The organism is Pseudobacteroides cellulosolvens ATCC 35603 = DSM 2933 (assembly GCF_001262605.1).
Classification (GTDB): domain Bacteria; phylum Bacillota; class Clostridia; order Acetivibrionales; family DSM-2933; genus Pseudobacteroides; species Pseudobacteroides cellulosolvens.
Genome location: NZ_LGTC01000001.1, coordinates 6744839 through 6769624, shown reverse-complemented (window position 1 = coordinate 6769624; position 24786 = coordinate 6744839). Strand labels below are relative to the sequence as shown.

Genomic DNA, 24786 nt, shown 5'->3' with positions numbered 1-24786 from the left:
AAAAGTACTTACAACTTTTTTGAGATCAAGAGGAGAGTAATCATGAAGGATTGGACAAAGGGGTGGACCAGATATACTGAGAGTTGGACAGAATTCACAATGGATGAAATTAATGCAATGGCTTCTGAAGTAAAATCACTGGAGAACTCTTCAGAAATGAAATGTTCATCATGTGGTAAAATTTCAATCAGGCATTACTATCGAGAAATAAGCACATCTGCAGGAGTATCATGGTACTGGTGTTATAATTGTCGCAAATGTACTCATTTTAGAGGTGCTCCTCGTTCCAAGGAGTATGTATTTAATGATCCTATATCTAGTGTTCCTGAAAAAGGGGAATCAAGTGGTATGAATATCTGAACTCTCTTTGGGATGAAGGTATTTTACCACAGATTTTTAAAAAGAAAGGTAAATCGAAGTAGTATCTAACATCAGGGACTACTAAATTTCATAACAATATATGATTCTGGAAACCAGCAGAGAATATCAAAGGTGCAATGATAGAAACCCAAGAACTTTTAAAAGAGAAAATCCTATATATCTATTAATTATCTACATCAAAAGGTTTTAGCAAAAGAACTTTTAGCATCTTTTCAGCAACTACATACAAACCATCATCAAATTTTGGGGTATCATTATATGCACCTAATGGCCTATCAAATTCACAATCAATTGTTGTTGACTCATCAACTTGACCATTGCTTACAACAATAACCATGTAACCTTTATGATTGTTAAATTCTACATCAAAATTATATATGTAACCATCTTCAGTTAATGTTGTTTTATTATGTTTAAATTTAAATAATTGCCAATTGTTTAATATTGTATTTCCTGTACCTGCACTACCACTTAATTTTATTGATGACATCAAAACTCCTCCTTATAATTTAATGGATAAATAAACCGTTTGTTTTATGTCCTAATTAAAAAATCTCAAAGTATTTAAGCATACTAAGTGCCGTTTCATCAAAATACTTTGTGGGCTGGTTTGGGTCAGACTGAAACTCCGCAATTGGTACTTTCAACTGTGAAATATCATTTGGCATGTTATCAACTCCTTGTAGTTTCGTATAACAATTTTATCGGATACTTTTTCCAAATAATATACACCTGATTTAAAGAAGTCTATAAGCATTTCTCTGAAGCTGCTTTAAAGCTACTCACGAAGCGGAATCCCGGGCCTTTTGTCCCCATTCTTTAGAACCGCTGACGGAGCCGTTCTTTATAGCATTATGAGAGACTTATAAGCAGCTAGTTAGACACTGCAAAGTGGACTTAGAGAATCAGAGCCGGTTCTAAATGATATCATTTTTACACAAAGTATTATCAAATGGGACAGTGGAGAAAATATAAAGTCACAAGAAAAGGAAGGATTATTAAAATACAATATAAAGTTTACATAAATCCAATTGCTATATCTCTATCAACTTGAGCTGGGAGTTTTCCCAGCCTTTTATATTCTTCTGAAAACCATCAGGTTTTGGACACAGTTCTTAATACTTTAGTTATACTTAACTTTATGCTATCATTGTATTACAGTTAATTGAGAAAAATATTGCTAAGATTATTAGCATTTAATGTATAATACAATGACGCTACTATATTCATAAAGAAATAATGCCTACAATTTAAACAATATTTTACTCCTAGTGCAGAAATAAATTTGGAAGTAACAGTTACCACTAATATACTCATATTCCAATAAGATTGAGTTAGGAGAGGTATTTATAATATGAGTGAATTAATTAAGTTTATTGAAAACAATGATATTAATGGAATTGATAATATACAAAAACAATTAAAGTCAGGCAGTTATGCAAAAGACATTTTTAATGACGAGGATATACCAATATTAATTGAACATTTGGAATCAATAAATGATGTAAGACTTTGGAACTCTATATGGTCAGTATTATTATTAGTGTCAAAGAATGATTTTCTTATTAAGTATTGTGAAAATGCTTTGGATAAAAATAGATCAATCAAAAAACAAGATCTATTACACAAAAGATTAGGTTACCTTTTGAATTGTTTATTCAAGTATCTTCCAGAGAGAAGAGAAGAGCTTTTACAGGATTTTTTAAATTCAAGGGAGATTACATTAAAATTTACAGCTGCTGAGGAACTTGCAAATACCCAACTAACTAATGCTTTAATAACTATGATCGATATTTATGAAAGCTCTATTTGTAATTATGATCATCATGATATAGTAGATGCTATTGACATGTGGATATGTTATGAAGGTAACAAAGATATTTTATTTGAGCTAAAAAAAAGAATGACTGCATCAGAAAATGAGAAACTTAAAGCAAAATATAAATATTGGTTTAAAAATATTAAATCCAACAAAAATGATTTAGAGTAAGTAATGACACAATTTAGAAATATAATTATTATCAGAAGTTATTGGACATCAATTTCCTTAATATTACAACATTATAGTTTTCAAATTTATGCCTATATTAACTTACCTATCTTTTTGGCATTTTTTGAATCTTATACCATACTATAAGAACAAGACTATTGATGATTTCTGAGTCCTTAATTAGATACTCACGGAGCGGAATCCCGTGCTTTTTGCCCCCGTTATTTAGAAATACCAATGGAGCCATACTTTAAGTATTCTTACAGTTGGCTATTAAGTTGTTTCCAAAGTATCTATGCAGTGACTTTCAGAGCCAGGACAGTAAAGGAATATAATAATAAGTATTATCGTATTCCTTTACTGTCCTGTAAGTAATATATTTGGAGCCAAGAGTGTTGAATTTATATCTTCAAAGAATAATCCTGCGTATTTCGGCTATCTAGACACTGATTCCGGATATTTCCGGTTTGCTGTCTTGGATGCTTTCGCTATTGCCGTTCGGATGTTCATGAATATGCAATAATCCCTATTTGATTTCTTATTTTATTACTTATCACTTTGTGTTTTGAATTATCTTATTACTCTTTAGAATATCTAATTAAACGAATTCTCTTCAATAGTAGACTTTAAAATTTTTTCGATTTTATTACGTTCGCTCTGAATTTGCATTTCAATTTCTTTCTGTTTATTAAGCTCAGATTCAATTACCTCGACTATATATTGTTGTTTTGATGGCGATATATCTATCATTGGAAATTCTTGAATTTGTACTGGAAAAATATTTGTATTGTTTCCTAGACCTTTTTTGTTAATTTCCACTAGATATTGAAAATAATCCGTTCTAAAGTAATAGTATGCAAAAAGAGGGTTATAGTTCTTTAGTCTTATTCTCATAGTAAAATCAGCAAAAATTCCATTTAAATTTTCGTCTTCAATAAGAGCAACTTTTCCAATAGTTCCTTCACCTGAACGAGCAATTAAAATGTCATTTTTAAAAACTGTTTTATTCAAGTTTTTATCTGAATATTCTTTAGAAACTAGTTTACAACCTTCACTTTCATATTTCCAATTCTTAATATTTGCCATTGTAATATAATAATAATCACCGTTTTCATCATAATTTAAAGGAGATACCCCAGCACCTAATACAATTGGTTCAGCAAGAAAATTTTTAATTTTCTTGTTTGTTATTAACTTCAACTGTTCATAAACAAATACACCAGCATTTCTGTGAAATTTAACACTTTGACGCAAATCTTTGTTGTTAGAAAAAGAAATAAAGTCAGTTTCATAAAACTTCACTTGTTTTAGACTTTCAAATTTAGTTGCATCAAACTTAAATTCTCTTTCGAATACTTTATTTATTATAAAGGATGGTTTTACTATTGTTTTTTTAAGTGATCTTATTCTTTGCTCAATTTGCTCAATTTGTTTAACCATATTATCTTGCTTTGCTTTTGAAATGTTTGGCAATTTAATTCTTCCTAACTCATCTTTAGTGAGATATTTTGATGTATATGTATTTTGAAATAACGGTCTTATAATTAAATTAAAATACCATAATACAAATTTCTTGTTTATTTTAGTTTCATCTAAATTTACCTCAAAAACATTTTGGTTAATATATACCGATCTATCTACCAAAAAGGATAAACCTAAAGTCATAGCATTAGAAATAATTAAGGAATCTTTCTTCGTTTTATAGAGCGTTTTATCTTCATCAATTGCAACATCAGTAATTTTATCTTCACAGATTTCATTTATTGTGAATGTTAATGTATCAACATTTGCCATGGTTAAAAATTCATGCTCACCATTCCAATATTGCTCATTGAATCTTGATGGTGTTCTTCCTGATCTAATATCAATATTCGTACTTCTATTTAACAAAAAATTTTTAAGACTAATTCCGTTTTTGTAGAGAGGAGCATAATCTTTTAACCCTAGTTTAGGATCAATTGACAAGTCTTTAAAATCTATAATAAATTGTTTTAACGCCATATACCTTACCCCTTTATAATTAATCCCAATCTATCTGTCGTATATAATCAAGTGCTGTCTCCATTATGCCATCATCAATTAATATATCACCATTCATATCAATTCTAAACAAATCGTTTGGTAATATTTTTTCGCCTCTTTTAGTTCTCTTGTAACCTATATTTTCTACCTCTGCCATAATAATGTTGTATTTTAGCTCTTTTGCCACTTCACCAAATACCCACCATGTATTTACAAAACCAAAAATATCTTTAGTATCAGCATCATATTTACAAAGCTCTACAAGTTCATCTGCATACTTTTTAACTATTTGAACAGGTGAAAGGTTAATGTCGTCTAACTCCATGTGATCTTTTAACATTCTTAGTAATATATCTCTTTCTTCGCTTTCAGTAAGATTTTTAATAGAAGGCAGTTTGTTCTTAGTCTTTTTTCCATTATAAATTGCAATTAAATTATCAACTCTTGTTTTTATATTATTCCATTCTCCGCAATACTTTTCCCAAATTTTATTCCATTTTTTAATTTCTGCTTTTGTCTTTTTTTGAGCAAATAAAATACTTGTTTTAGTAGAAGTGAATGGTTCAAAAGTAAGTTGTGGTAATGAAACAACTGCCTTTACCTTAAAATACTTATAAATAAATAATCTAATATACTTATTTTCTGTTGTATCAAAAACACTTTCTGGTAAAATTACTCCAAAACGCCCATTAGGCTTAAGAAGTTGATACCATCTTTCAATAAACAAGTTTTCTGAATTCTTTTTGCTTCCAAAAATGAACTCTTTTGTGACACTCTTTTTTGTTTCATTATCCAAATCAACACTAAATGGAGGATTAGAAACAATAACATCAAATTGTTGATTTACTTCTTTATTCGAATAATTTTCATCTTCTTCATATTGCTTCAAAAAGTTTGGTGCAGTTTCTTTATCATAATATTTAAAGGGAAGAAGTCCATCTTTAACAAATATGTTTGTAGAACCATCTCCATGAAGTATCATATTAACCTTTGTTGCAGTGCCTAAGTTAAAATTTATTTCAACTCCATAAATAAAAGTTTGTGCCCATTTGTTTTCCCTATGGTCAGGCAAAAACCATTGACTAAATTTATCTTCTACATCTCTAGTTTCATCTAGCTTATTTTTCATTTTGTATTTAAGATTTTTGGTAATAAACTTCATATACTCTATCAAAAATGTTCCGCTACCTGCACTAGGGTCAATCAAATAAGGTATTTCTAAATCCTCGTTTACCCTTTTTATAGCTAGATTATCAAGTTGCAAACCCCAAAGAATAAATTTCACAATGTTAATATGAGTAAAAAACTGTCCTTTACTTTGTTTAAATCCTTCACGAATTATGCCTTCGAAAAAGTCACCTAAAATATCCTTCCCATCCAAACTGTTTTTCCCATCAACAAATGAGTAACGCTCAAGTTCGGATACTGCATATTTAAGTTTAGTAAGTGAAAATTTATTCTCATCAATAATGTAAGATTTATTAAGTCTACTTTCATCTAAAATAAACAACCTTTGTTTTAATGCTCTTCTATAAAGAGCATTTATTCTATCAAATAGCTCTTCATTGGTTTCGAAAATTTCATCATTTTCTTTCGTATAGGAAAATGTTTGAAAATCATATTTTTCACCCTTTTTCTTTTCACTTTCATCTTGTATTTTGGCTAAAATAATATTAGTAAGAGACGCAAAGACATCATTATCATCTGTTCCACCACCGCCCCAAAGTACATTATGTAGATTTTTTCTCATGTAGTCTAAATACGAAGAAGTGTAATTTGTTACCAAATCTTTTTTCCCACTTTTTACATAGGGCTCTTTTTGAGCTATTCCGTATCTTTCAGGAATTTTATCTGCAAAATTTCGTTTTTCCTTCCAAGAATCGAAAGAAGTATACTTTTCATAATCGATCAACATACATTTGTCTTGAACTTGATTGTTAACAATTTCAAACGAGTAAAGTACAAGATATTTTACATTAACACCTTGACCTTTCTCTTGAGAGGCAAGATTATATAATTGCTTCTCAATAACTTCATCCTTGTCTTTTTCAAATTCTTCAGAGCTTTTTAACTCAATGTACAAAAAAGCACTACCTTTACTATCTCTAACTATTATATCGATTCTAGGCTTATTTACTTTCGGTCTTCCAATATCATATTCCTTCTCAATTTCTATATTTTCAGGTCTATATCCCAAGTCATTAACTAATCTTGACAAAATGTAAGCTCTGACTATTTCTTCATCTCCAGATATTTTCTTAATTTTTCTATTTTGAGTTATTTCATTTGTATATAAAATTGAAGAGTTATCAAAATCATATTCTTTAACAACTTTATACTTTTGTTTATCCAAATATTTTTTTACAATATTATAATTCATAAAAATTCTCCATTCCGCCGCAGTCGCTGGCGGCACAAATAGTAATGAAAAAATAGTTTTCAATAATGCTAATTAGTTGTATAGTTTTAACAAGGCCATTCCCCGGCATTAGAAATAAGTACACCAACCTGCTTATAATGTGCAGGTGTCGGTCATACGCTTTATGACGGTGGGAATATATTCTTTAAGGTTCACGACATTTTGTGAGCCTTGTTTTTGTGTTTTACGAGCTGTTTCAGCTCAAAATTTCTTTTTCACGCTATTTCTACTTTGTAAAATGAATGCCATAAGCATTAGTTTTACTACCCTTTGAATATTTTACCATAGATAATATTTAAATACCATACAAAGTATAATCGATAATTTATCTTGAACGCAATACGCCAATTTTGAAGATATAAATTCAACACTCTTGGCTCCAAATATATTATTTACAGGACAGTAAAGGAATACGATAATACTTATTATTATATTCCTTTACTGTCCTGGCTCTGAAAGTCACTGCATAGATACTTTGGAAACAACTTAATAGCCAACTGTAAGAATACTTAAAGTATGGCTCCATTGGTATTTCTAAATAACGGGGGCAAAAAGCACGGGATTCCGCTCCGTGAGTATCTAATTAAGGACTCAGAAATCATCAATAGTCTTGTTCTTATAGTATGGTATAAGATTCAAAAAATGCCAAAAAGATAGGTAAGTTAATATAGGCATAAATTTGAAAACTATAATGTTGTAATATTAAGGAAATTGATGTCCAATAACTTCTGATAATAATTATATTTCTAAATTGTGTCATTACTTACTCTAAATCATTTTTGTTGGATTTAATATTTTTAAACCAATATTTATATTTTGCTTTAAGTTTCTCATTTTCTGATGCAGTCATTCTTTTTTTTAGCTCAAATAAAATATCTTTGTTACCTTCATAACATATCCACATGTCAATAGCATCTACTATATCATGATGATCATAATTACAAATAGAGCTTTCATAAATATCGATCATAGTTATTAAAGCATTAGTTAGTTGGGTATTTGCAAGTTCCTCAGCAGCTGTAAATTTTAATGTAATCTCCCTTGAATTTAAAAAATCCTGTAAAAGCTCTTCTCTTCTCTCTGGAAGATACTTGAATAAACAATTCAAAAGGTAACCTAATCTTTTGTGTAATAGATCTTGTTTTTTGATTGATCTATTTTTATCCAAAGCATTTTCACAATACTTAATAAGAAAATCATTCTTTGACACTAATAATAATACTGACCATATAGAGTTCCAAAGTCTTACATCATTTATTGATTCCAAATGTTCAATTAATATTGGTATATCCTCGTCATTAAAAATGTCTTTTGCATAACTGCCTGACTTTAATTGTTTTTGTATATTATCAATTCCATTAATATCATTGTTTTCAATAAACTTAATTAATTCACTCATATTATAAATACCTCTCCTAACTCAATCTTATTGGAATATGAGTATATTAGTGGTAACTGTTACTTCCAAATTTATTTCTGCACTAGGAGTAAAATATTGTTTAAATTGTAGGCATTATTTCTTTATGAATATAGTAGCGTCATTGTATTATACATTAAATGCTAATAATCTTAGCAATATTTTTCTCAATTAACTGTAATACAATGATAGCATAAAGTTAAGTATAACTAAAGTATTAAGAACTGTGTCCAAAACCTGATGGTTTTCAGAAGAATATAAAAGGCTGGGAAAACTCCCAGCTCAAGTTGATAGAGATATAGCAATTGGATTTATGTAAACTTTATATTGTATTTTAATAATCCTTCCTTTTCTTGTGACTTTATATTTTCTCCACTGTCCCATTTGATAATACTTTGTGTAAAAATGATATCATTTAGAACCGGCTCTGATTCTCTAAGTCCACTTTGCAGTGTCTAACTAGCTGCTTATAAGTCTCTCATAATGCTATAAAGAACGGCTCCGTCAGCGGTTCTAAAGAATGGGGACAAAAGGCCCGGGATTCCGCTTCGTGAGTAGCTTTAAAGCAGCTTCAGAGAAATGCTTATAGACTTCTTTAAATCAGGTGTATATTATTTGGAAAAAGTATCCGATAAAATTGTTATACGAAACTACAAGGAGTTGATAACATGCCAAATGATATTTCACAGTTGAAAGTACCAATTGCGGAGTTTCAGTCTGACCCAAACCAGCCCACAAAGTATTTTGATGAAACGGCACTTAGTATGCTTAAATACTTTGAGATTTTTTAATTAGGACATAAAACAAACGGTTTATTTATCCATTAAATTATAAGGAGGAGTTTTGATGTCATCAATAAAATTAAGTGGTAGTGCAGGTACAGGAAATACAATATTAAACAATTGGCAATTATTTAAATTTAAACATAATAAAACAACATTAACTGAAGATGGTTACATATATAATTTTGATGTAGAATTTAACAATCATAAAGGTTACATGGTTATTGTTGTAAGCAATGGTCAAGTTGATGAGTCAACAACAATTGATTGTGAATTTGATAGGCCATTAGGTGCATATAATGATACCCCAAAATTTGATGATGGTTTGTATGTAGTTGCTGAAAAGATGCTAAAAGTTCTTTTGCTAAAACCTTTTGATGTAGATAATTAATAGATATATAGGATTTTCTCTTTTAAAAGTTCTTGGGTTTCTATCATTGCACCTTTGATATTCTCTGCTGGTTTCCAGAATCATATATTGTTATGAAATTTAGTAGTCCCTGATGTTAGATACTACTTCGATTTACCTTTCTTTTTAAAAATCTGTGGTAAAATACCTTCATCCCAAAGAGAGTTCAGATATTCATACCACTTGATTCCCCCTTTTTCAGGAACACTAGATATAGGATCATTAAATACATACTCCTTGGAACGAGGAGCACCTCTAAAATGAGTACATTTGCGACAATTATAACACCAGTACCATGATACTCCTGCAGATGTGCTTATTTCTCGATAGTAATGCCTGATTGAAATTTTACCACATGATGAACATTTCATTTCTGAAGAGTTCTCCAGTGATTTTACTTCAGAAGCCATTGCATTAATTTCATCCATTGTGAATTCTGTCCAACTCTCAGTATATCTGGTCCACCCCTTTGTCCAATCCTTCATGATTACTCTCCTCTTGATCTCAAAGAAGTTGTAAGTACTTTTAATTAAGGCACTTACATTAAGAAGGCCGGAATAATCCGACCTGTTAAATTAGCTATTTTAATCATCATTCCAATTTGGACAACCTGTTTGCCATTAACTGGATATATTTTTCTATTTTACTTTCGCTTTGGCCTCTCATTTCCCACAAAGAAATTACAATATTGTTTTTCTGAAAATACAAATAAGTCATGTATGAATCCATCAGTTCGTAAAGGGACTCAGGACTTGCCCTTAATTGGTTTATATATGTTATAAAGTATCTGTCGCTTTCTGTTCCTCCTTTTTCCATAATACCGTAGTCTTTACCATAAGATTTGTATCTGGAATTATATGACTTGAAAGCACTTTCTACACTATCAAATACTAATATCTTTACCTCAAGATGTGATCCTTTATCATCAGTTCCTGTTAACATTTCAGTAATTCCAGCATTATTAACACCATTAGTAGTATTAACTTTTAATTCCTTAAATGATTCAATGTCTTCCATAATACCTTTAATGCTTTGTACATTCTGAGATATATGCATTTCACTCAATGGCTTTACATCGATATTCCCTTTCAATCTCACATTTCTAATGCATACTTTTTTAGAAAAAAGAATCATTATTATTCCTATTAAAATCAACAGAATGCTTAAACCTCTTACTGCATTAAACCCGTTTCTGAACTTAACAAGAAGTACAATTCCTACTATTATTAAAATTAAAGATGTAACTATTATAATTAAAAAGCTTATCAATCCATGTCGAAATGCCATAAATCCCCCTCACTCATGATATCTATCATAGACTTCTCTAAAATGTCTGGCTTTTAGATGCACAGTAATTAACATCCTTCATAAACTGTTTAATAGCGTCTTCAGTCTTTTGTTTTGTTTTCTTAAACCTTGCACTTCCATGATCATCGCCAGAATCTATCGGGTCATAGCCACCTGCCGGATTTTTTACCAGATCGTAACGTGGATCATCAAAAATCTTGATTCTATCATAACCACTGTTGGCATGATGAGCATTCACACCAAGCGGCCCTGTATCCCAGTCCATATGTGCATCAATGTCCTGATAAGGATGTAATCCTTTTCCTAATTGCTCAAGAGATTTTTTACGTTGTTTTTCTCTTTCTTCCATTAAGCTTTGTAAACAACTATTTTTTGCTTTTTCTTCTCCCATAAAAATCTTTTTCATTTTATAGGAAGATGAATTTTCTATATTAGCTACATTGTTGGCATAATCTTTCTCTGCATTATTCCATGTGTCAACAGACTTTTTATAGTATTCTTCAAAATGAAGTTGCCTTGTGTCTACACCAGTACCTTTGTTATGATCGAAATGCCAATGCTGTGTTGCTTTAGCATATGGGCTGGTCATTGGGCTTGAGTCAACACCTGTATTAGCTTTTCCAACTATTTCTCCATAGTCTGGATTTTCTAGTAAGTTAGAAGCTATGCTTTCAGTAACTCCTCTATGAACGGCATCACCCCAATGTCCTGTAGGGTCAACGTAGTTAATGGGATTATTCATAACGTAACTGTAAAGGTTTAAACCATCACCTCTGTAGGTGTCTTCCTGTGTAAACCTTCCTACAACTGGATTATAGAATCTAGCTCTAAGGTAATACTGACCTGTTACAGAGTCGTATTGTTCACCAGCATAACGAAAACGGTTATGGATTTGTTCTTTGGCTTCAACAGTATTACCAAAGGCATCATACTGATACCGATTCACCACTGCACCTGTGCCATCAACCAATGCAGTTACATCACCGTGGCCTTAATTAGGTAATATGTAGTTGTTATTTTTTATAGCACTTTGTTATGGTGCTATATTATATAGAAGAAATTCATTAAGCTTATTAGTCTTCTTTTGTATCTTTCATTTTTGTAACCAATTCATCGAGGAGAATATCATTCTCAATATCTTTTGTTTTTGCTGCATCTGGGGCTGTTTGTTTAACTTTATTATCTTTTTCTATCTTAAATTTACCTTGGTAACAACCAAGTGCTTGGTAGTTTGTCTCTGTAACGACTGGCCCAATATATTTATATAAGAATAGCAAATAATGTTCAGAGGGCTTAATTACACTTACTCCATCTTGTGAAATTTCAAATCCATCTTTACTGATTCCACCTGATTCTAAAATATTCAAGATATCACTTTCTTTGACATTGCCTTTATGAACTTTTAAGACTTTTACCTTGGATGAAGTAAAAGTTACATGCTCATACTCGAAACTCTTTTGATCATTTGTAACTTCAGCTTCTATAATAATTTCTGATGCCTTTTTCAAATCTTTCAAATTATCGTATGATCGTACTAATGAAGAGCTATTATTGGCACTACTATTAGTTTGGCTTTTGGTTGTATCTGAATGGTTGGAACAAGCAATGAAAGTGAAGCATAAAACTGCTACTACTGATATTAAAACAACAATCTTTTTCTTCATTTAAATACACCCCTTGAATAATTTTCTCACGATAGCATATATAAAAGCCCTGTAAAAAACAAGGCTCATATATATACTATCATGTATTTTCTGTTTTGGAAATGGTTGGTTTTATGTACTCCCTTTGGTGAATCATCATTGAATAGATAACCTTTGCAATCTGCCTCATTACTGCAATTAAGGCCTGACGCTTAGTTTTTCCCTGTGATATCTTCTTATTATAATACTCCAGAAAAGTTTCATTTATCGGGCTTTTCTTATCTCTACCCCTACAGATATTCCTTGATGCTATGTCTCTAAATATTTCATACAATCGCCTGTTTCCCTGCTTATTCCTAAAGTTCTTGTCCTTATCGCCTGATGAACAGGAAACCGGACTTATTCCAGAGTACCGACACATTTTATCGCTACTGGAAAACCTCCTGATATCACCTATTTCACTGATTAGCATTGCAGCGGTTATTGTATTAATTCCAGGCATGGTTTCAAGCCTGTAGGGAAATTGCTTCATGTGTTTCTTTATCTCAGCCTCTATTACTTCCAGTTCCTCGTTACAATGCTTAATTTCCTTTATACAATGAGATACAATAAAGTCCCTTGTTTCCTGATATTCCGTTGATGTATCGCCATCTTTTGCAACAAGCATCAATATCTTTTCTGCATGTTCAATTCCAAAAAATCCGCTGCTATGGATAGAGAGAAATTCTGCAAGCTCTTCCTTGGTAATGCCTTTTAACTTTGATGGAGAGGGAAAGTTTTGAAAGAATTCCATTCCGGCCTTACAGTAAGTTACCGTAAAGAATTTAGGATAGCTTGGATAATGATGCGAAATGTAGCTGTGAACCTGATTTTTAGATGCAGCCCGTATCTTGACTATTGAATTACGCCGAGATACTAAAAGCTGCAGGGTCCAGCTATCATCATGAATTGATGCATCTGGAAGGGTATCCAATTGATTTAATAGAACCTTGGCAACACAGAACGCATCATGCCCGTCCGTTTTGTGAGCTATGGCCTGATTACGCCTTTCTGTATAGGTTAGAGAAGCATCAACAGATTTTACAGTATAGCCGAGATTTAAAAGGAATATGGCAAAGTTCCTGCCGTTGCCTGAGGTGTCCTCTAGGCCGAAACATGGAGAAATACCACGTTTTAGATGGGATTTAACAAATTCAATAAGCTTTTCAAAGCCCTTTTTGTTGTTCTCAAACCTGAGTTCTCCGAGCTTTTCAGTAAAGCAGTTAATTATCACTGCCACATGGGTACGCTTATGAATATCCACCCCGATAAAGAGTTTACGCATTTTTGGATGTAACATATTACATTCCCCCCTGTATTAAAATTTCAAGGTACAAACCTTGGCACAAAAGCACCCTTAATATCAACGATAAGCCCCTAAAAAAGAGACTCCGCAAACCCACGCCAACTATTTGCAAGGTAACAAGCCCTATAAAATAAGAGCTTTTAACCTGGGAAAAACGGCAGCATTGTTATAACGAAATATGTAAAAATACATATCGCATGACCACGAACAGCCACATTATTCCCAGCTTAAAAACCCTTATCATCCGTATATCTTAAAGGGTATGCCAGCATGTGAAGCCCTTAAAATCATGTCACGAGTACCCTTGCTTTTTACCAAATCCTCATGGAATACCAAAAGTAAATCAGGCTTTTCCATCTTAAGCATCTGGGCATTCCTGATAGGTCCGGCACTTTTGCCAAACCTCTGCCAGTCTGCCGGATACTCAACAAACCTGATGCCGCACTGACGAGCAGCACGAACAGCAAGCGTATCAGCACCCCTGCACCCTCCGGCAATAAGCAAATCAATATCAAGACTTTTGACAACGGCTAAAATCTTATGGTAATCCCTATAATAACGGCTTCCAGATACTAAAACCTTCATATGTAAAACCTCCAGATTTACTGAAAAAGCCTGTAAAAATACAAGCCTTTGCACTAAAACCGGAAGCTGCAAATACAGCTATATCAATGCTTTTTGAAAATATACAAGATGAAAAATACCAATCGAAACTGGAAAACTGAGCTGCCATAATCTCTGGCAGCCCTATGTAAAAACCTCTCAAAACCCCTCATATCTCGTCCTCACAATCTACAGGGCGAATGGTAATAATACCCTGCGATACATCAATAACAACCCTGCATCCAACCTCAAAGCCAAATGTAGCAAGCCACTCAGCGGAAACCACAATAGCAGGAGAATCATCAAGCCAATGACTCCTGACAGATGATAAAGCCACCATAAAAAACACCTCCACAAATACTACTCATGCGCCTATGTAGGAAGATACCCTGCATAAGTCGGGGCAAATGCTACCGCTATATCAGGCCTATGTCAATGGGACTTTGATAAAAAAATAAAAGAAAAAATACTTCCTTCAGAGGGGCTTTAGGGAAGCTTTTTAAGAGGCTTCGTAGACTTCATCCGATATGGCATAAAAGACTGTTATCAGTCCTTTCTGTCATATCTCAAGTGTAGATTTCAAATAAATATATTTAAAATCTACACTTGATGAGTCTTATAAGCCACTGCAAGAGGCCTTGAAGAGTTCTTGTAGTTCTGCTGATCTAATGAGCTTCTACAAAGACCGCCTGTAAGTACCAATAATGTCACATACGGATTGGCAAAAAAGACAGATCCATGTCTTTTTGCCAATCCTAAAGCGATAAAAAATATAGTTTGGAAATGTTTTTTATCGCTTGTTGTCGCTTACAAGAGTCTCTGAACGTCTCTACATAGCGGCTTACAGGTTACGCTTATTCTACGAAGAGGCGTTGCTGTTACTACAAAGAATCTCTTTTGACTCATACGGCAGCTGGAAAAACTTTTTATTAGTTTTTCCAGCTGCCTAACTAAAAGTAGCAATCTATGATTTGATACTTTTAGTGTATGTGTCTGTGTAAGCTGCTTACAAAGAGTCTTTTAAGGTGCTTATAAGATCAGCTTGAACCCGTAAGCGGCTCAAAAGCTTCTCTGACAGAGGCTTTCGAGTATCATTCAACTCCAGGTATGGCATTTATATTTGCCATACCTGGAGTTTCAGGAGAAAGGGGTGACAAACAAAAAAGTCACCCCTTTCTCCTGATGCGGGCTGCAAAGACTCTGATTAGTGCAGTATGAGAGACTTCGGAGAATTGCAGGGTAAGGATTTTTTCTTTTATTTTTTTTCAAAGCCCATTGACATAGGCTCTGATATAGCGGTATCTTTTGCACCAGCTTATGCAGGGTATCTTCCTTCATAGGCTTATGAGTAGTATTTGGGAGGTGTTTTTTTATGGTGGCTTTATCATCTGTCAGGAGTCATTGGCTGGATGATTCACCTGCTATTGTGGTTTCCGCTGAGTGGCTTGCTACATACGGTTTTGAGGTTGGGTGCAGGGTTGTTATTGATGTATCTCAGGGCATTATTACCATTCGCCCTGTAGATTGTGAGGACGAGATATGAGGGATTTTGAGAGGTTTTTACATAGGGCTGCCAGAGATTATGGCAGCTCAGTTTTCCAGTTTCGATTGGTATTTTTCATCTTGTATATTTTCAAAAAGCATTGATATAGCTGTATTTGCAGCTTCCGGTTTTAGTGCAAAGGCTTGTATTTTTACAGGCTTTTTCAGTAAATCTGGAGGTTTTACATATGAAGGTTTTAGTATCTGGAAGCCGTTATTATAGGGATTACCAGAAGATTTTATCTGTTGTCAAAAGTCTTGATATTGATTTGCTTATTGCCGGAGGGTGTCGGGGTGCTGATACGCTTGCTGTTCGTGCTGCTCGTCAGTGCGGCATCAGGTTTGTTGAGTATCCGGCAGACTGGCAGAGGTTTGGCAAAAGTGCCGGACCTATCAGGAATGCCCAGATGCTTAAGATGGAAAAGCCTGATTTACTTTTGGTATTCCATGAGGATTTGGTAAAAAGCAAGGGTACTCGTGACATGATTTTAAGGGCTTCACATGCTGGCATACCCTTTAAGATATACGGATGATAAGGGTTTTTAAGCTGGGAATAATGTGGCTGTTCGTGGTCATGCGATATGTATTTTTACATATTTCGTTATAACAATGCTGCCGTTTTTCCCAGGTTAAAAGCTCTTATTTTATAGGGCTTGTTACCTTGCAAATAGTTGGCGTGGGTTTGCGGAGTCTCTTTTTTAGGGGCTTATCGTTGATATTAAGGGTGCTTTTGTGCCAAGGTTTGTACCTTGAAATTTTAATACAGGGGGGAATGTAATATGTTACATCCAAAAATGCGTAAACTCTTTATCGGGGTGGATATTCATAAGCGTACCCATGTGGCAGTGATAATTAACTGCTTTACTGAAAAGCTCGGAGAACTCAGGTTTGAGAACAACAAAAAGGGCTTTGAAAAGCTTATTGAATTTGTTAAATCCCATCTAAAACGTGGTATTTCTCCATGTTTCGGCCTAGAGGACACCTCAGGCAACGGCAGGAACTTTGCCATATTCCTTTTAAATCTCGGCTATACTGTAAAATCTGTTGATGCTTCTCTAACCTATACAGAAAGGCGTAATCAGGCCATAGCTCACAAAACGGACGGGCATGATGCGTTCTGTGTTGCCAAGGTTCTATTAAATCAATTGGATACCCTTCCAGATGCATCAATTCATGATGATAGCTGGACCCTGCAGCTTTTAGTATCTCGGCGTAATTCAATAGTCAAGATACGGGCTGCATCTAAAAATCAGGTTCACAGCTACATTTCGCATCATTATCCAAGCTATCCTAAATTCTTTACGGTAACTTACTGTAAGGCCGGAATGGAATTCTTTCAAAACTTTCCCTCTCCATCAAAGTTAAAAGGCATTACCAAGGAAGAGCTTGCAGAATTTCTCTCTATCCATAGCAGCGGATTTTTTGGAATTGAACATGCAGAAAAGATATTGATGCTTGTTGCAAAAGATGGCGATACATCAACGGAATATCAGGAAACAAGGGACTTTATTGTATCTCATTGTATAAAGGAAATTAAGCATTGTAACGAGGAACTGGAAGTAATAGAGGCTGAGATAAAGAAACACATGAAGCAATTTCCCTACAGGCTTGAAACCATGCCTGGAATTAATACAATAACCGCTGCAATGCTAATCAGTGAAATAGGTGATATCAGGAGGTTTTCCAGTAGCGATAAAATGTGTCGGTACTCTGGAATAAGTCCGGTTTCCTGTTCATCAGGCGATAAGGACAAGAACTTTAGGAATAAGCAGGGAAACAGGCGATTGTATGAAATATTTAGAGACATAGCATCAAGGAATATCTGTAGGGGTAGAGATAAGAAAAGCCCGATAAATGAAACTTTTCTGGAGTATTATAATAAGAAGATATCACAGGGAAAAACTAAGCGTCAGGCCTTAATTGCAGTAATGAGGCAGATTGCAAAGGTTATCTATTCAATGATGATTCACCAAAGGGAGTACATAAAACCAACCATTTCCAAAACAGAAAATACATGATAGTATATATATGAGCCTTGTTTTTTACAGGGCTTTTATATATGCTATCGTGAGAAAATTATTCAAGGGGTGTATTTAAATGAAGAAAAAGATTGTTGTTTTAATATCAGTAGTAGCAGTTTTATGCTTCACTTTCATTGCTTGTTCCAACCATTCAGATACAACCAAAAGCCAAACTAATAGTAGTGCCAATAATAGCTCTTCATTAGTACGATCATACGATAATTTGAAAGATTTGAAAAAGGCATCAGAAATTATTATAGAAGCTGAAGTTACAAATGATCAAAAGAGTTTCGAGTATGAGCATGTAACTTTTACTTCATCCAAGGTAAAAGTCTTAAAAGTTCATAAAGGCAATGTCAAAGAAAGTGATATCTTGAATATTTTAGAATCAGGTGGAATCAGTAAAGATGGATTTGAAATTTCACAAGATGGAGTAAGTGTAATTAAGCCCTCTGAACATTATTTGCTATTCTTATATAAATATATTGGGCCAGTCGTTACAGAGACAAACTACCAAGCACTTGGTTGTTACCAAGGTAAATTTAAGATAGAAAAAGATAATAAAGTTAAACAAACAGCCCCAGATGCAGCAAAAACAAAAGATATTGAGAATGATATTCTCCTCGATGAATTGGTTACAAAAATGAAAGATACAAAAGAAGACTAATAAGCTTAATGAATTTCTTCTATATAATATAGCACCATAACAAAGTGCTATAAAAAATAACAACTACATATTACCTAATTAAGGCCACGGGGATGTTACTGCATTAATCAGTGGTAATGGAGAGATAGTTAATAAGTATCAGTATGATGCATTTGGTAATACAGTTGAGGCTGTAGAAAAGGTACAGAATAGATTCAGGTATGCAGGTGAACAGTACGATCAGGTTACAGGGCAGTATTATTTGAGAGCTAGGTTCTATAATCCAGTTGTGGGAAGGTTTACACAAGAGGACACATACCGGGGTGATGGATTAAACCTCTATAGCTATGTACAAAATAACCCTGTAAATTACTACGACCCAAGCGGATATTGTGCTGCTAAATCAGCAACTTTTACAAAGCCTGAAGGTGTTACATATGAAGGACCTCTTTATAGAAACGTTGGAACTATGCCTGATGGAACACCTGTAAATCCGTTGGAGATTAGTGGCTTTACAAATACACAAAACTATCGCTATACACAAAACGGAGTAAATGGCATTTATTTTGCGAGTAGTCAACATGTAATGGAGGGAGAAATGGGAGCTTATGGTGCTGACCCATATGCAGATAATCGAACTACCTATCATTATGATAATGTTAAACTGGATAATATGCTAGATTTAACGGATGCATCAACACGCGATAAATTAAATGTAAAACTTGAAGATTTGGTTATTGATGATTATAAGAAATATAAAACACCTGATCCATCACCAGCAGTTACACATACATTAGGAAGATATGCTTCAGAGAATGGTTATAGCGGAATTATTGCACCATCAGCAAGAGCTAGTGGTGGTGTTAATTTGGTTGTATTCAATCCTAATAAAGTTAAATTTGGAACTTATACAACAATTCATGATAAGACTTAACGATATTATTTGGGAGGAAATATGATTGCAACAATTAACAAACAACAGCTTTTGCGTCTAAAAGACGAATTAATTCAAGCTATATACATTGTAAATAATCAAAAACAGAGGGAAACACCTAAATTTCTTTCATATTTGAATGTTATGAAAAAAAACATAGAAACATGTATTGATTGTGATTATGATGGGTTAGAGGAACTGGTTGGGTATTTATGTGATGATTGGACGATGGCTTGTAAAGTGGATTATGGCCTTGGAACATGGTATGTAAAGGATGACAATATAGACATCAAAGCTACTGAAAATAGAAAGTTCGATCAAGCTATTATAGAGATAGATAAAATATTGCAAACAAATCATATTATGGCTAGAACATGGTATGATTCCAATGATTTGCATAATATAGGGCTTTCTTTTAACAAGTGTAAGAATGATTGGGATACCATGATAAACGATATTATTAATAAATATGGTTTGATAAAATCTGAAATAGCAGTGATTCCCGATGATATATGGACATACGCCAAATATCTTTCCATAGCTTCGGACAATAATTCATTAATTAATTGGTTTTCAAAAGAAATACCTGGTTTTGGCTATTTAGCCCCATTAGAGATTGTAAAGCTTGTTAATGGTGAAAATATATTACGCTCTTTTATGATGGATATTACTATATAAATGTATGATAATGTGTGCTGTAATGTAAAGTTAAAATGGAAAGATTTATAGGCTGGGGTTCCCAGCCTTATTTACATTGAAAGAATAGAAATTCTGGAAAACGGCAGAGAATATCAGAGGGCATGAACAGTATTTTATTGATAAGTGTAAAGTTATGTAAAAAATTCCGATATTACATTTGATGAAAACAAAAAAAGGAGTTGATTACATGGCAAACGATATTTCACAGCTTAAAACCCCTATAGCGGATTTTCAGCCTGACCCAAACCAACCTCGTAAATACTTTGATGAAACAGCACTTTTAGAGCTATCCGAATCTGTTAAACAATACGGCGTTTTACAACCGATCATCTACTATGTGAACGAGACAGGCCAAAAAATAATTGTTGCAGGAGAAAGACGATATCAAGCAGCTAAACTGGCTGGGCTCACTGAAATTCCAGCTATAAGCATTGAAAGCAATGATGCGGACAAAGTAGCTATTATTGAAAATATCTTAAGGCAAGACTTGACCCCTTTGGAAGAGGCAGAAGCACTACAGCGATTAAAAGACAAATACAAGTATTCAAATGAAAAGCTTGCCCAAGTTTTCACCAAATCACCAAGCAATATAAGTGAAACGCTACTTATTACAAAGCTTCCAGATATTATAAAAGAAAATTGCAGAAACAGGCCTGAGATACCCAAACGAGACCTTATTAAAATTGCTAGAATGAGAAGTGAAGCTGGTCAAATCAATACATTCAATAAACTGATAAAATATAAGCCTGAAAATGAAGAACCTAAAAACGAAGAACAAGACGGAAAGGAAAACTACAAATTAACATTAGGCTTTATAAAAAGCTTAACCAGCAAGCTTAATAAGTCAAACATTATCATGTCCAATGATGAAGAAAGAACAAACATGAAAAACCAACTTGAGCTATTAAGTGATGCAATTAGCAACTACATGGACAAAAACGGATTAAAGTAAAAATTCATTAATTAATTTCCAATTTTCAAAAAAGTTCTACATGTAGAATTATTGCTGGAACGCTATGACACAACTGTTATACCAGATTTTTATGCAATTATTCCCAGTCCTATATAAATTGAAGCGAAATGATAAAGTAGCATAATAAAATCACAAAAATTATAATGATTTTTTCCAGTTTAGGTATTGAGTTTTAAGAACAGCTTCAAAGTCGACTTTGTGAGATTCTAACGAAGCGAGTCTTGGGAAAACCAATCCCCCCACCCTTTAGAATGGCTAGCGAAGCAGTGCTTTTGAATCTATATAGCAGCTTATAGGTAACTGAAAAGCTGCTTCGCAGTAGTCTTGCAGAGTCAGGCCGGATAAAGTATACGATAAATCATTTATCGTATACTTTATCTGATCCTGTAAGTAATATCATGTGGCTACGCAGAATTTCCAGCTCTACGTATACGCTGAACTGAAATATAATCCTGTTAGTAATGTTTTTAGCTAGGAATTTTATAACTCTTGAACTTTTGCCAATCGCTGCCAGCCTACCTAATACGCTGTAAATCTGATGCAGTACCGACGGGTAGCACAAAAAGCCATCATATCATCCAGCGAAGGTGCTATACTAAGTGATATAGTTATCATAAATCACCTAATGTATGCTATTAAAAAATTTTACTAATTTTCCGATGCGAATTTTTTAACAATATTTTTTCATTTGTGGTTGCCATTTCTCCTATTAGCAACTATAATATATTGTGGAGGAATGCTAAAATGAATAACTTTACTATTTTAAACTATCAAGGAAGTAAAAACAACCTTCATAGTTTTATTTATAAAGCTCTTGAACCATATATAAAAGAAGGCAAAGCCATATTGGACATATTTTCCGGTTCTGGTGCCATAAGTAACATGTTTCGTGATAATTATCAAGTTTTTGCGAATGATGTCGAATGCTATGCCAGTATAATTGCAGATTCGATTTTAAATCAACCTGATTTAAAAAATATTTCAGATTTTTTAGCTTATTTTGAAAATCAATATAATAAGTTTTGCAAACAGCTTGCCAAACCACTGCTTTCATATATACATGATGAGAAAAAAGCTCTAGAAAACAATAATTTTGATGTATTACTAGAATTATATGCGGACTATCCAACAGTTTGGAACGAGAAGAATTCAGCTATCACAAATGCACCACTCACTGTTGAAAGTATAAAAAATTACAATGATTATTATTTATTTGTATCATACTATGCCAGCAGTTATTTTGGTATAGAACAATCATTAGAAATAGATTCAATAATAAAAACAATACATGCTCAAAAAGATGAATACCAAAACGCTCTGTTCTCATGCCTTTTTTTTGCCATGAAAGAATGTGTTTTTTCAAAAGACGGTCATATGGCTCAACCATTAAGTCTTGAAAAAAATCAGTCTCGGTTATTTCAGCAGCGTAATAAGCATGTATATGATTTATTTATAAAAAAATTTAAAGAATATGTTAATATTCCACTTTCCAAATTTGCAGGTAAAAATGCAATTTTTAATTCAAACTTTGAAGATTTACTTAATAAGGATATTTTTTCAAATGTGGGGTTAGTTTACGCTGATCCACCTTATACAGATATGCAGTACTCAAGATACTATCACTTACTAAATGTTGCTGCTAAATATGAATATCCAAATCTAACGACTACTAATACTGGATACACAAAAGGATTATATACTGAAGGTAGGTATCAATCTAAGCTAAGTCAACGTGGCTTTGCAAAAGGACAATTAGAAAAATTAATACAATTTTGTTCAAAGTCCAAAACGAACCTAGCTCTTAGTTATGCTTACCCTGAAAACGCACAAACCCAAGCTACTGACAGATACACAATCTCTATAGACGAACTAATTTCTTTAGCAAAAAAACATTTCGGAGATTCACAAGTTAGTGTTGTAAAACAATCATATAATCATGCAAATCATAGAAACAGTGCTCAAAAAAAGGTTCTTGAATATCTTATTCTATGTGGAGAAAAAAATTTAGACTATATAAATATAGAATCTCTAAAGAATGAACTTAGCCTAATCACACCAACCAAAAATAACCCTATGTATAACTCTCATTTGTACTGGTCGCAAAAGTCATTTAATATCTGTGATGCACTTATTAATGCCTTGTCAAATAAAGGAGATGTAGTATTTGACCCTTTTCTTGGTTCAGGTGTTACAACATTAGAAGCTATTAGTACAGAATTAGATAGAAAAGCAATTGGGTGTGATATTAATGATATGCCTATTTTTATTTCTAAAACATTGCTTTTAATAAATAAATTAGATGGCCTCAAAGATGTATTAGAAGTTTTTATTTCCAAGATAGAACCTTTAAATGCATATTACACAACACACTGTCCTAAGTGTGGTCATGACGGAATAATTTCAAAGGTAATTTTTGATAAACCGGATCGAAAAGGAACCGAAATAAATATAAAAACTATAAACTACACTTGTAATTGTTCAAAGAAATTAACTAAATCCGGTTCTCAGGAAGATTTAGTTATAATGAATACAATTAAACCACTTAATAATATTAAAAATACGTCATTATTACATAATTCCAAAATAGCGGTTGCTGAAAATGATGATATTAAAAACATATTTACTGGAAGAAATTTATCCGTACTAGATAAAATACTATCAATAATCGCTTCATATGACAGTGAGTATCAACTTATCCTAAAGTACATTTTAATGTCTGTTCTGCATTTATGTAAAATAACAGATAAGCATTCTAACTCACAATGGCCACTATGGATTCCAAAGACTGATTGTGTAGAAAAAAACATTATAGATATATATGTTAAAAAAATACGTAAATTCTACGAAGTAATACCATTTATGAAAACTCACTATGCAAATTCAAAAATTGTAGACACCTTTAGTGAATTAGAACCCGGTACATGCTTACTAATGCAAAAAGGAAGTCAGCTAATAACAACTACAGACATTCCAAACAATAGTGTTGATTTAATCATTACTGACCCTCCATATCTTGAACAAGTACTATACTCTGAATATATGCAATTGTATAAACCTTTTTTAGGATTGAATTATAACTTGGAAGACGAGATAATTGTTTCCTCTGCACCTTCACGAAATAAAGATAAGGATGATTATTTCAAATTATTAGAAGCAGTATTCCAAGTGTGTGCTGATAAACTCAAGCCAAACCATTACTTGTGTTTATATTTCCATGATTGCAACCTAAATGTCTGGAGTAAGCTAATAAGTATACTAGAAAAAAATTGTTTTCGTTTTGTAAGCCAAATTCATATAGACAAAACAGTCACTCTAAAAAATATTATAAGTCCTAAGAAATCCTTAAATGGTGATTCTATCTTATTGTTTATTAAAGACTCTTCACCTATTATACATCATGCAAGTGAAGAATTCTCTGAAATTGAGCATAACATTATTAGACAAAGTAAATATATGGTTAAAAGTAATAAGAATATGTCTACTCATGAGCTATACGATAATGGACTTATGGAAGTTTTAATCCAAAATGGATGGTTACATAAACTATCCGAAAAATATTCATCACTTGTTGATATTTTTGAAAAACATCTAGCTTGGAATTCCTCTATTTCAAGGTGGGAGATCAAAAAAACGAGCGACTAAATGTCGCTCG

General features: G+C 32.9%; 26 protein-coding genes. 13 read left to right on the top strand and 13 right to left on the bottom strand.

The window, feature by feature from the left end; genetic code table 11:
- Positions 1–42 precede the first annotated feature (42 nt).
- The gene (locus tag Bccel_RS27960) at positions 43–360 is read left to right on the top strand and encodes a hypothetical protein (protein WP_050753974.1); all 318 of its coding nucleotides are present in this window, start codon (positions 43–45) and stop codon (positions 358–360) included.
- Between the two features lie 184 nt (positions 361–544).
- Here Bccel_RS27960 and Bccel_RS27955 read toward each other — a convergent pair whose 3' ends face one another.
- Both Bccel_RS27955 and Bccel_RS32245 read right to left on the bottom strand, forming a co-directional pair.
- The gene (locus Bccel_RS27955; RefSeq protein WP_036945980.1) at positions 545–871 is read right to left on the bottom strand and encodes a hypothetical protein; all 327 of its coding nucleotides are present in this window, start codon (positions 869–871) and stop codon (positions 545–547) included.
- 55 nt (positions 872–926) lie between these two features.
- Positions 927–1049 carry a ParB N-terminal domain-containing protein gene (locus Bccel_RS32245; RefSeq protein WP_276326182.1) on the bottom strand — a complete coding sequence of 41 codons (123 nt, stop codon included), beginning with the start codon at positions 1047–1049 and terminating at the stop codon, positions 927–929.
- A gap of 686 nt (positions 1050–1735) precedes the next feature.
- Here Bccel_RS32245 and Bccel_RS27950 point away from each other — a divergent pair.
- The gene (locus tag Bccel_RS27950) at positions 1736–2371 is read left to right on the top strand and encodes a hypothetical protein (protein ID WP_036945982.1); all 636 of its coding nucleotides are present in this window, start codon (positions 1736–1738) and stop codon (positions 2369–2371) included.
- A 594-nt stretch (positions 2372–2965) separates the two neighbouring features.
- Here Bccel_RS27950 and Bccel_RS31075 read toward each other — a convergent pair.
- From Bccel_RS31075 to Bccel_RS27935, 3 genes are all read right to left on the bottom strand, one after another.
- Positions 2966–4372, bottom strand: a complete 1407-nt coding sequence (locus Bccel_RS31075; protein WP_201781988.1) for a restriction endonuclease subunit S domain-containing protein — start codon at positions 4370–4372, stop codon at positions 2966–2968.
- Between the two features lie 19 nt (positions 4373–4391).
- Positions 4392–6773 (bottom strand): type I restriction-modification system subunit M, encoded by a 2382-nt coding sequence (locus Bccel_RS27940; RefSeq protein ID WP_036945847.1) that lies wholly within the window; start codon positions 6771–6773, stop codon positions 4392–4394.
- A gap of 802 nt (positions 6774–7575) precedes the next feature.
- On the bottom strand, positions 7576–8211 hold the full coding sequence (locus Bccel_RS27935) for a hypothetical protein (protein ID WP_036945982.1): 636 nt from the start codon (positions 8209–8211) through the stop codon (positions 7576–7578).
- Positions 8212–8897: 686 nt separating this feature from the next.
- Between Bccel_RS27935 and Bccel_RS32240 the strand changes: the two genes are divergently transcribed.
- Together Bccel_RS32240 and Bccel_RS27930 are read left to right on the top strand one after the other, a co-directional pair.
- Positions 8898–9020, top strand: coding sequence for a ParB N-terminal domain-containing protein (locus tag Bccel_RS32240; RefSeq protein WP_276326182.1), 123 nt, complete (start codon positions 8898–8900; stop codon positions 9018–9020).
- Between the two features lie 55 nt (positions 9021–9075).
- Complete coding sequence (locus Bccel_RS27930) at positions 9076–9402, top strand: hypothetical protein (protein ID WP_036945980.1); 327 nt, start codon at positions 9076–9078, stop codon at positions 9400–9402.
- A 122-nt stretch (positions 9403–9524) separates the two neighbouring features.
- Here Bccel_RS27930 and Bccel_RS27925 read toward each other — a convergent pair whose 3' ends face one another.
- The 8 genes from Bccel_RS27925 to Bccel_RS29380 all read right to left on the bottom strand — a co-directional run bounded on the left by Bccel_RS27925 (position 9525) and on the right by Bccel_RS29380 (position 14659).
- The gene (locus Bccel_RS27925; RefSeq protein WP_050753973.1) at positions 9525–9905 is read right to left on the bottom strand and encodes a hypothetical protein; all 381 of its coding nucleotides are present in this window, start codon (positions 9903–9905) and stop codon (positions 9525–9527) included.
- 106 nt (positions 9906–10011) lie between these two features.
- Complete coding sequence (locus tag Bccel_RS27920; protein ID WP_050753972.1) at positions 10012–10707, bottom strand: hypothetical protein; 696 nt, start codon at positions 10705–10707, stop codon at positions 10012–10014.
- 37 nt (positions 10708–10744) lie between these two features.
- Entirely contained in the window at positions 10745–11698 is a 954-nt protein-coding gene (locus Bccel_RS27915) for an RHS repeat-associated core domain-containing protein (protein WP_050753971.1), read from the bottom strand.
- 103 nt (positions 11699–11801) lie between these two features.
- Positions 11802–12392, bottom strand: coding sequence for a hypothetical protein (locus tag Bccel_RS27910; protein ID WP_050753966.1), 591 nt, complete (start codon positions 12390–12392; stop codon positions 11802–11804).
- Positions 12393–12471: 79 nt separating this feature from the next.
- Positions 12472–13710: an IS110 family RNA-guided transposase gene (locus tag Bccel_RS27905; protein WP_050753967.1), complete on the bottom strand. Its 1239-nt coding sequence runs from the start codon at positions 13708–13710 to the stop codon at positions 12472–12474.
- Positions 13711–13956: 246 nt separating this feature from the next.
- Positions 13957–14301, bottom strand: coding sequence for a DUF2493 domain-containing protein (locus Bccel_RS27900; protein WP_050753970.1), 345 nt, complete (start codon positions 14299–14301; stop codon positions 13957–13959).
- The gene (locus tag Bccel_RS27895; RefSeq protein ID WP_050753969.1) at positions 14267–14482 is read right to left on the bottom strand and encodes a hypothetical protein; all 216 of its coding nucleotides are present in this window, start codon (positions 14480–14482) and stop codon (positions 14267–14269) included. The genes Bccel_RS27900 and Bccel_RS27895 overlap by 35 nt, the downstream gene beginning before the upstream one ends.
- 6 nt (positions 14483–14488) lie before the next feature.
- The gene (locus Bccel_RS29380) at positions 14489–14659 is read right to left on the bottom strand and encodes a SymE family type I addiction module toxin (protein WP_081927302.1); all 171 of its coding nucleotides are present in this window, start codon (positions 14657–14659) and stop codon (positions 14489–14491) included.
- A gap of 1032 nt (positions 14660–15691) precedes the next feature.
- On the opposite strand from Bccel_RS29380, the gene Bccel_RS29375 reads away from it, so the two are divergent.
- The 9 genes from Bccel_RS29375 (at position 15692) to Bccel_RS27855 (ending at position 24776) form a co-directional block, all read left to right on the top strand.
- Positions 15692–15862, top strand: a complete 171-nt coding sequence (locus Bccel_RS29375; protein ID WP_082225175.1) for a SymE family type I addiction module toxin — start codon at positions 15692–15694, stop codon at positions 15860–15862.
- Between the two features lie 6 nt (positions 15863–15868).
- On the top strand, positions 15869–16084 hold the full coding sequence (locus tag Bccel_RS27890; RefSeq protein ID WP_050753969.1) for a hypothetical protein: 216 nt from the start codon (positions 15869–15871) through the stop codon (positions 16082–16084).
- Complete coding sequence (locus Bccel_RS27885) at positions 16050–16394, top strand: DUF2493 domain-containing protein (protein ID WP_050753968.1); 345 nt, start codon at positions 16050–16052, stop codon at positions 16392–16394. The genes Bccel_RS27890 and Bccel_RS27885 overlap by 35 nt, the downstream gene beginning before the upstream one ends.
- A gap of 246 nt (positions 16395–16640) precedes the next feature.
- On the top strand, positions 16641–17879 hold the full coding sequence (locus Bccel_RS27880) for an IS110 family RNA-guided transposase (RefSeq protein WP_050753967.1): 1239 nt from the start codon (positions 16641–16643) through the stop codon (positions 17877–17879).
- Positions 17880–17958: 79 nt separating this feature from the next.
- Positions 17959–18549, top strand: a complete 591-nt coding sequence (locus tag Bccel_RS27875) for a hypothetical protein (RefSeq protein ID WP_050753966.1) — start codon at positions 17959–17961, stop codon at positions 18547–18549.
- 106 nt (positions 18550–18655) lie between these two features.
- Complete coding sequence (locus Bccel_RS32920; RefSeq protein WP_338053635.1) at positions 18656–19462, top strand: RHS repeat-associated core domain-containing protein; 807 nt, start codon at positions 18656–18658, stop codon at positions 19460–19462.
- 21 nt (positions 19463–19483) lie between these two features.
- Entirely contained in the window at positions 19484–20140 is a 657-nt protein-coding gene (locus Bccel_RS27865) for a hypothetical protein (protein WP_036945963.1), read from the top strand.
- A gap of 208 nt (positions 20141–20348) precedes the next feature.
- Positions 20349–21113 carry a ParB/RepB/Spo0J family partition protein gene (locus Bccel_RS27860; protein WP_050753964.1) on the top strand — a complete coding sequence of 255 codons (765 nt, stop codon included), beginning with the start codon at positions 20349–20351 and terminating at the stop codon, positions 21111–21113.
- 765 nt (positions 21114–21878) lie between these two features.
- On the top strand, positions 21879–24776 hold the full coding sequence (locus Bccel_RS27855; RefSeq protein WP_036945751.1) for a DNA methyltransferase: 2898 nt from the start codon (positions 21879–21881) through the stop codon (positions 24774–24776).
- The last annotated feature ends 10 nt before the right edge of the window (positions 24777–24786 follow it).

Excerpts from the sequence above, each read along its gene's own strand:
- Bccel_RS27960 (WP_050753974.1), top strand. The coding sequence starts at position 43 with ATGAAGGATTGGACAAAGGGGTGGACCAGATATACTGAGAGTTGGACA.
- Bccel_RS27955 (WP_036945980.1), bottom strand. The coding sequence starts at position 871 with ATGTCATCAATAAAATTAAGTGGTAGTGCAGGTACAGGAAATACAATA.
- Bccel_RS32245 (WP_276326182.1), bottom strand. The coding sequence starts at position 1,049 with ATGCCAAATGATATTTCACAGTTGAAAGTACCAATTGCGGAGTTTCAG.
- Bccel_RS27950 (WP_036945982.1), top strand. The coding sequence starts at position 1,736 with ATGAGTGAATTAATTAAGTTTATTGAAAACAATGATATTAATGGAATT.
- Bccel_RS31075 (WP_201781988.1), bottom strand. The coding sequence starts at position 4,372 with ATGGCGTTAAAACAATTTATTATAGATTTTAAAGACTTGTCAATTGAT.
- Bccel_RS27940 (WP_036945847.1), bottom strand. The coding sequence starts at position 6,773 with ATGAATTATAATATTGTAAAAAAATATTTGGATAAACAAAAGTATAAA.
- Bccel_RS27935 (WP_036945982.1), bottom strand. The coding sequence starts at position 8,211 with ATGAGTGAATTAATTAAGTTTATTGAAAACAATGATATTAATGGAATT.
- Bccel_RS32240 (WP_276326182.1), top strand. The coding sequence starts at position 8,898 with ATGCCAAATGATATTTCACAGTTGAAAGTACCAATTGCGGAGTTTCAG.
- Bccel_RS27930 (WP_036945980.1), top strand. The coding sequence starts at position 9,076 with ATGTCATCAATAAAATTAAGTGGTAGTGCAGGTACAGGAAATACAATA.
- Bccel_RS27925 (WP_050753973.1), bottom strand. The coding sequence starts at position 9,905 with ATGAAGGATTGGACAAAGGGGTGGACCAGATATACTGAGAGTTGGACA.
- Bccel_RS27920 (WP_050753972.1), bottom strand. The coding sequence starts at position 10,707 with ATGGCATTTCGACATGGATTGATAAGCTTTTTAATTATAATAGTTACA.
- Bccel_RS27910 (WP_050753966.1), bottom strand. The coding sequence starts at position 12,392 with ATGAAGAAAAAGATTGTTGTTTTAATATCAGTAGTAGCAGTTTTATGC.
- Bccel_RS27905 (WP_050753967.1), bottom strand. The coding sequence starts at position 13,710 with ATGTTACATCCAAAAATGCGTAAACTCTTTATCGGGGTGGATATTCAT.
- Bccel_RS27900 (WP_050753970.1), bottom strand. The coding sequence starts at position 14,301 with ATGAAGGTTTTAGTATCTGGAAGCCGTTATTATAGGGATTACCATAAG.
- Bccel_RS29380 (WP_081927302.1), bottom strand. The coding sequence starts at position 14,659 with ATGGTGGCTTTATCATCTGTCAGGAGTCATTGGCTTGATGATTCTCCT.
- Bccel_RS29375 (WP_082225175.1), top strand. The coding sequence starts at position 15,692 with ATGGTGGCTTTATCATCTGTCAGGAGTCATTGGCTGGATGATTCACCT.
- Bccel_RS27885 (WP_050753968.1), top strand. The coding sequence starts at position 16,050 with ATGAAGGTTTTAGTATCTGGAAGCCGTTATTATAGGGATTACCAGAAG.
- Bccel_RS27880 (WP_050753967.1), top strand. The coding sequence starts at position 16,641 with ATGTTACATCCAAAAATGCGTAAACTCTTTATCGGGGTGGATATTCAT.
- Bccel_RS27875 (WP_050753966.1), top strand. The coding sequence starts at position 17,959 with ATGAAGAAAAAGATTGTTGTTTTAATATCAGTAGTAGCAGTTTTATGC.
- Bccel_RS27865 (WP_036945963.1), top strand. The coding sequence starts at position 19,484 with ATGATTGCAACAATTAACAAACAACAGCTTTTGCGTCTAAAAGACGAA.
- Bccel_RS27860 (WP_050753964.1), top strand. The coding sequence starts at position 20,349 with ATGGCAAACGATATTTCACAGCTTAAAACCCCTATAGCGGATTTTCAG.
- Bccel_RS27855 (WP_036945751.1), top strand. The coding sequence starts at position 21,879 with ATGAATAACTTTACTATTTTAAACTATCAAGGAAGTAAAAACAACCTT.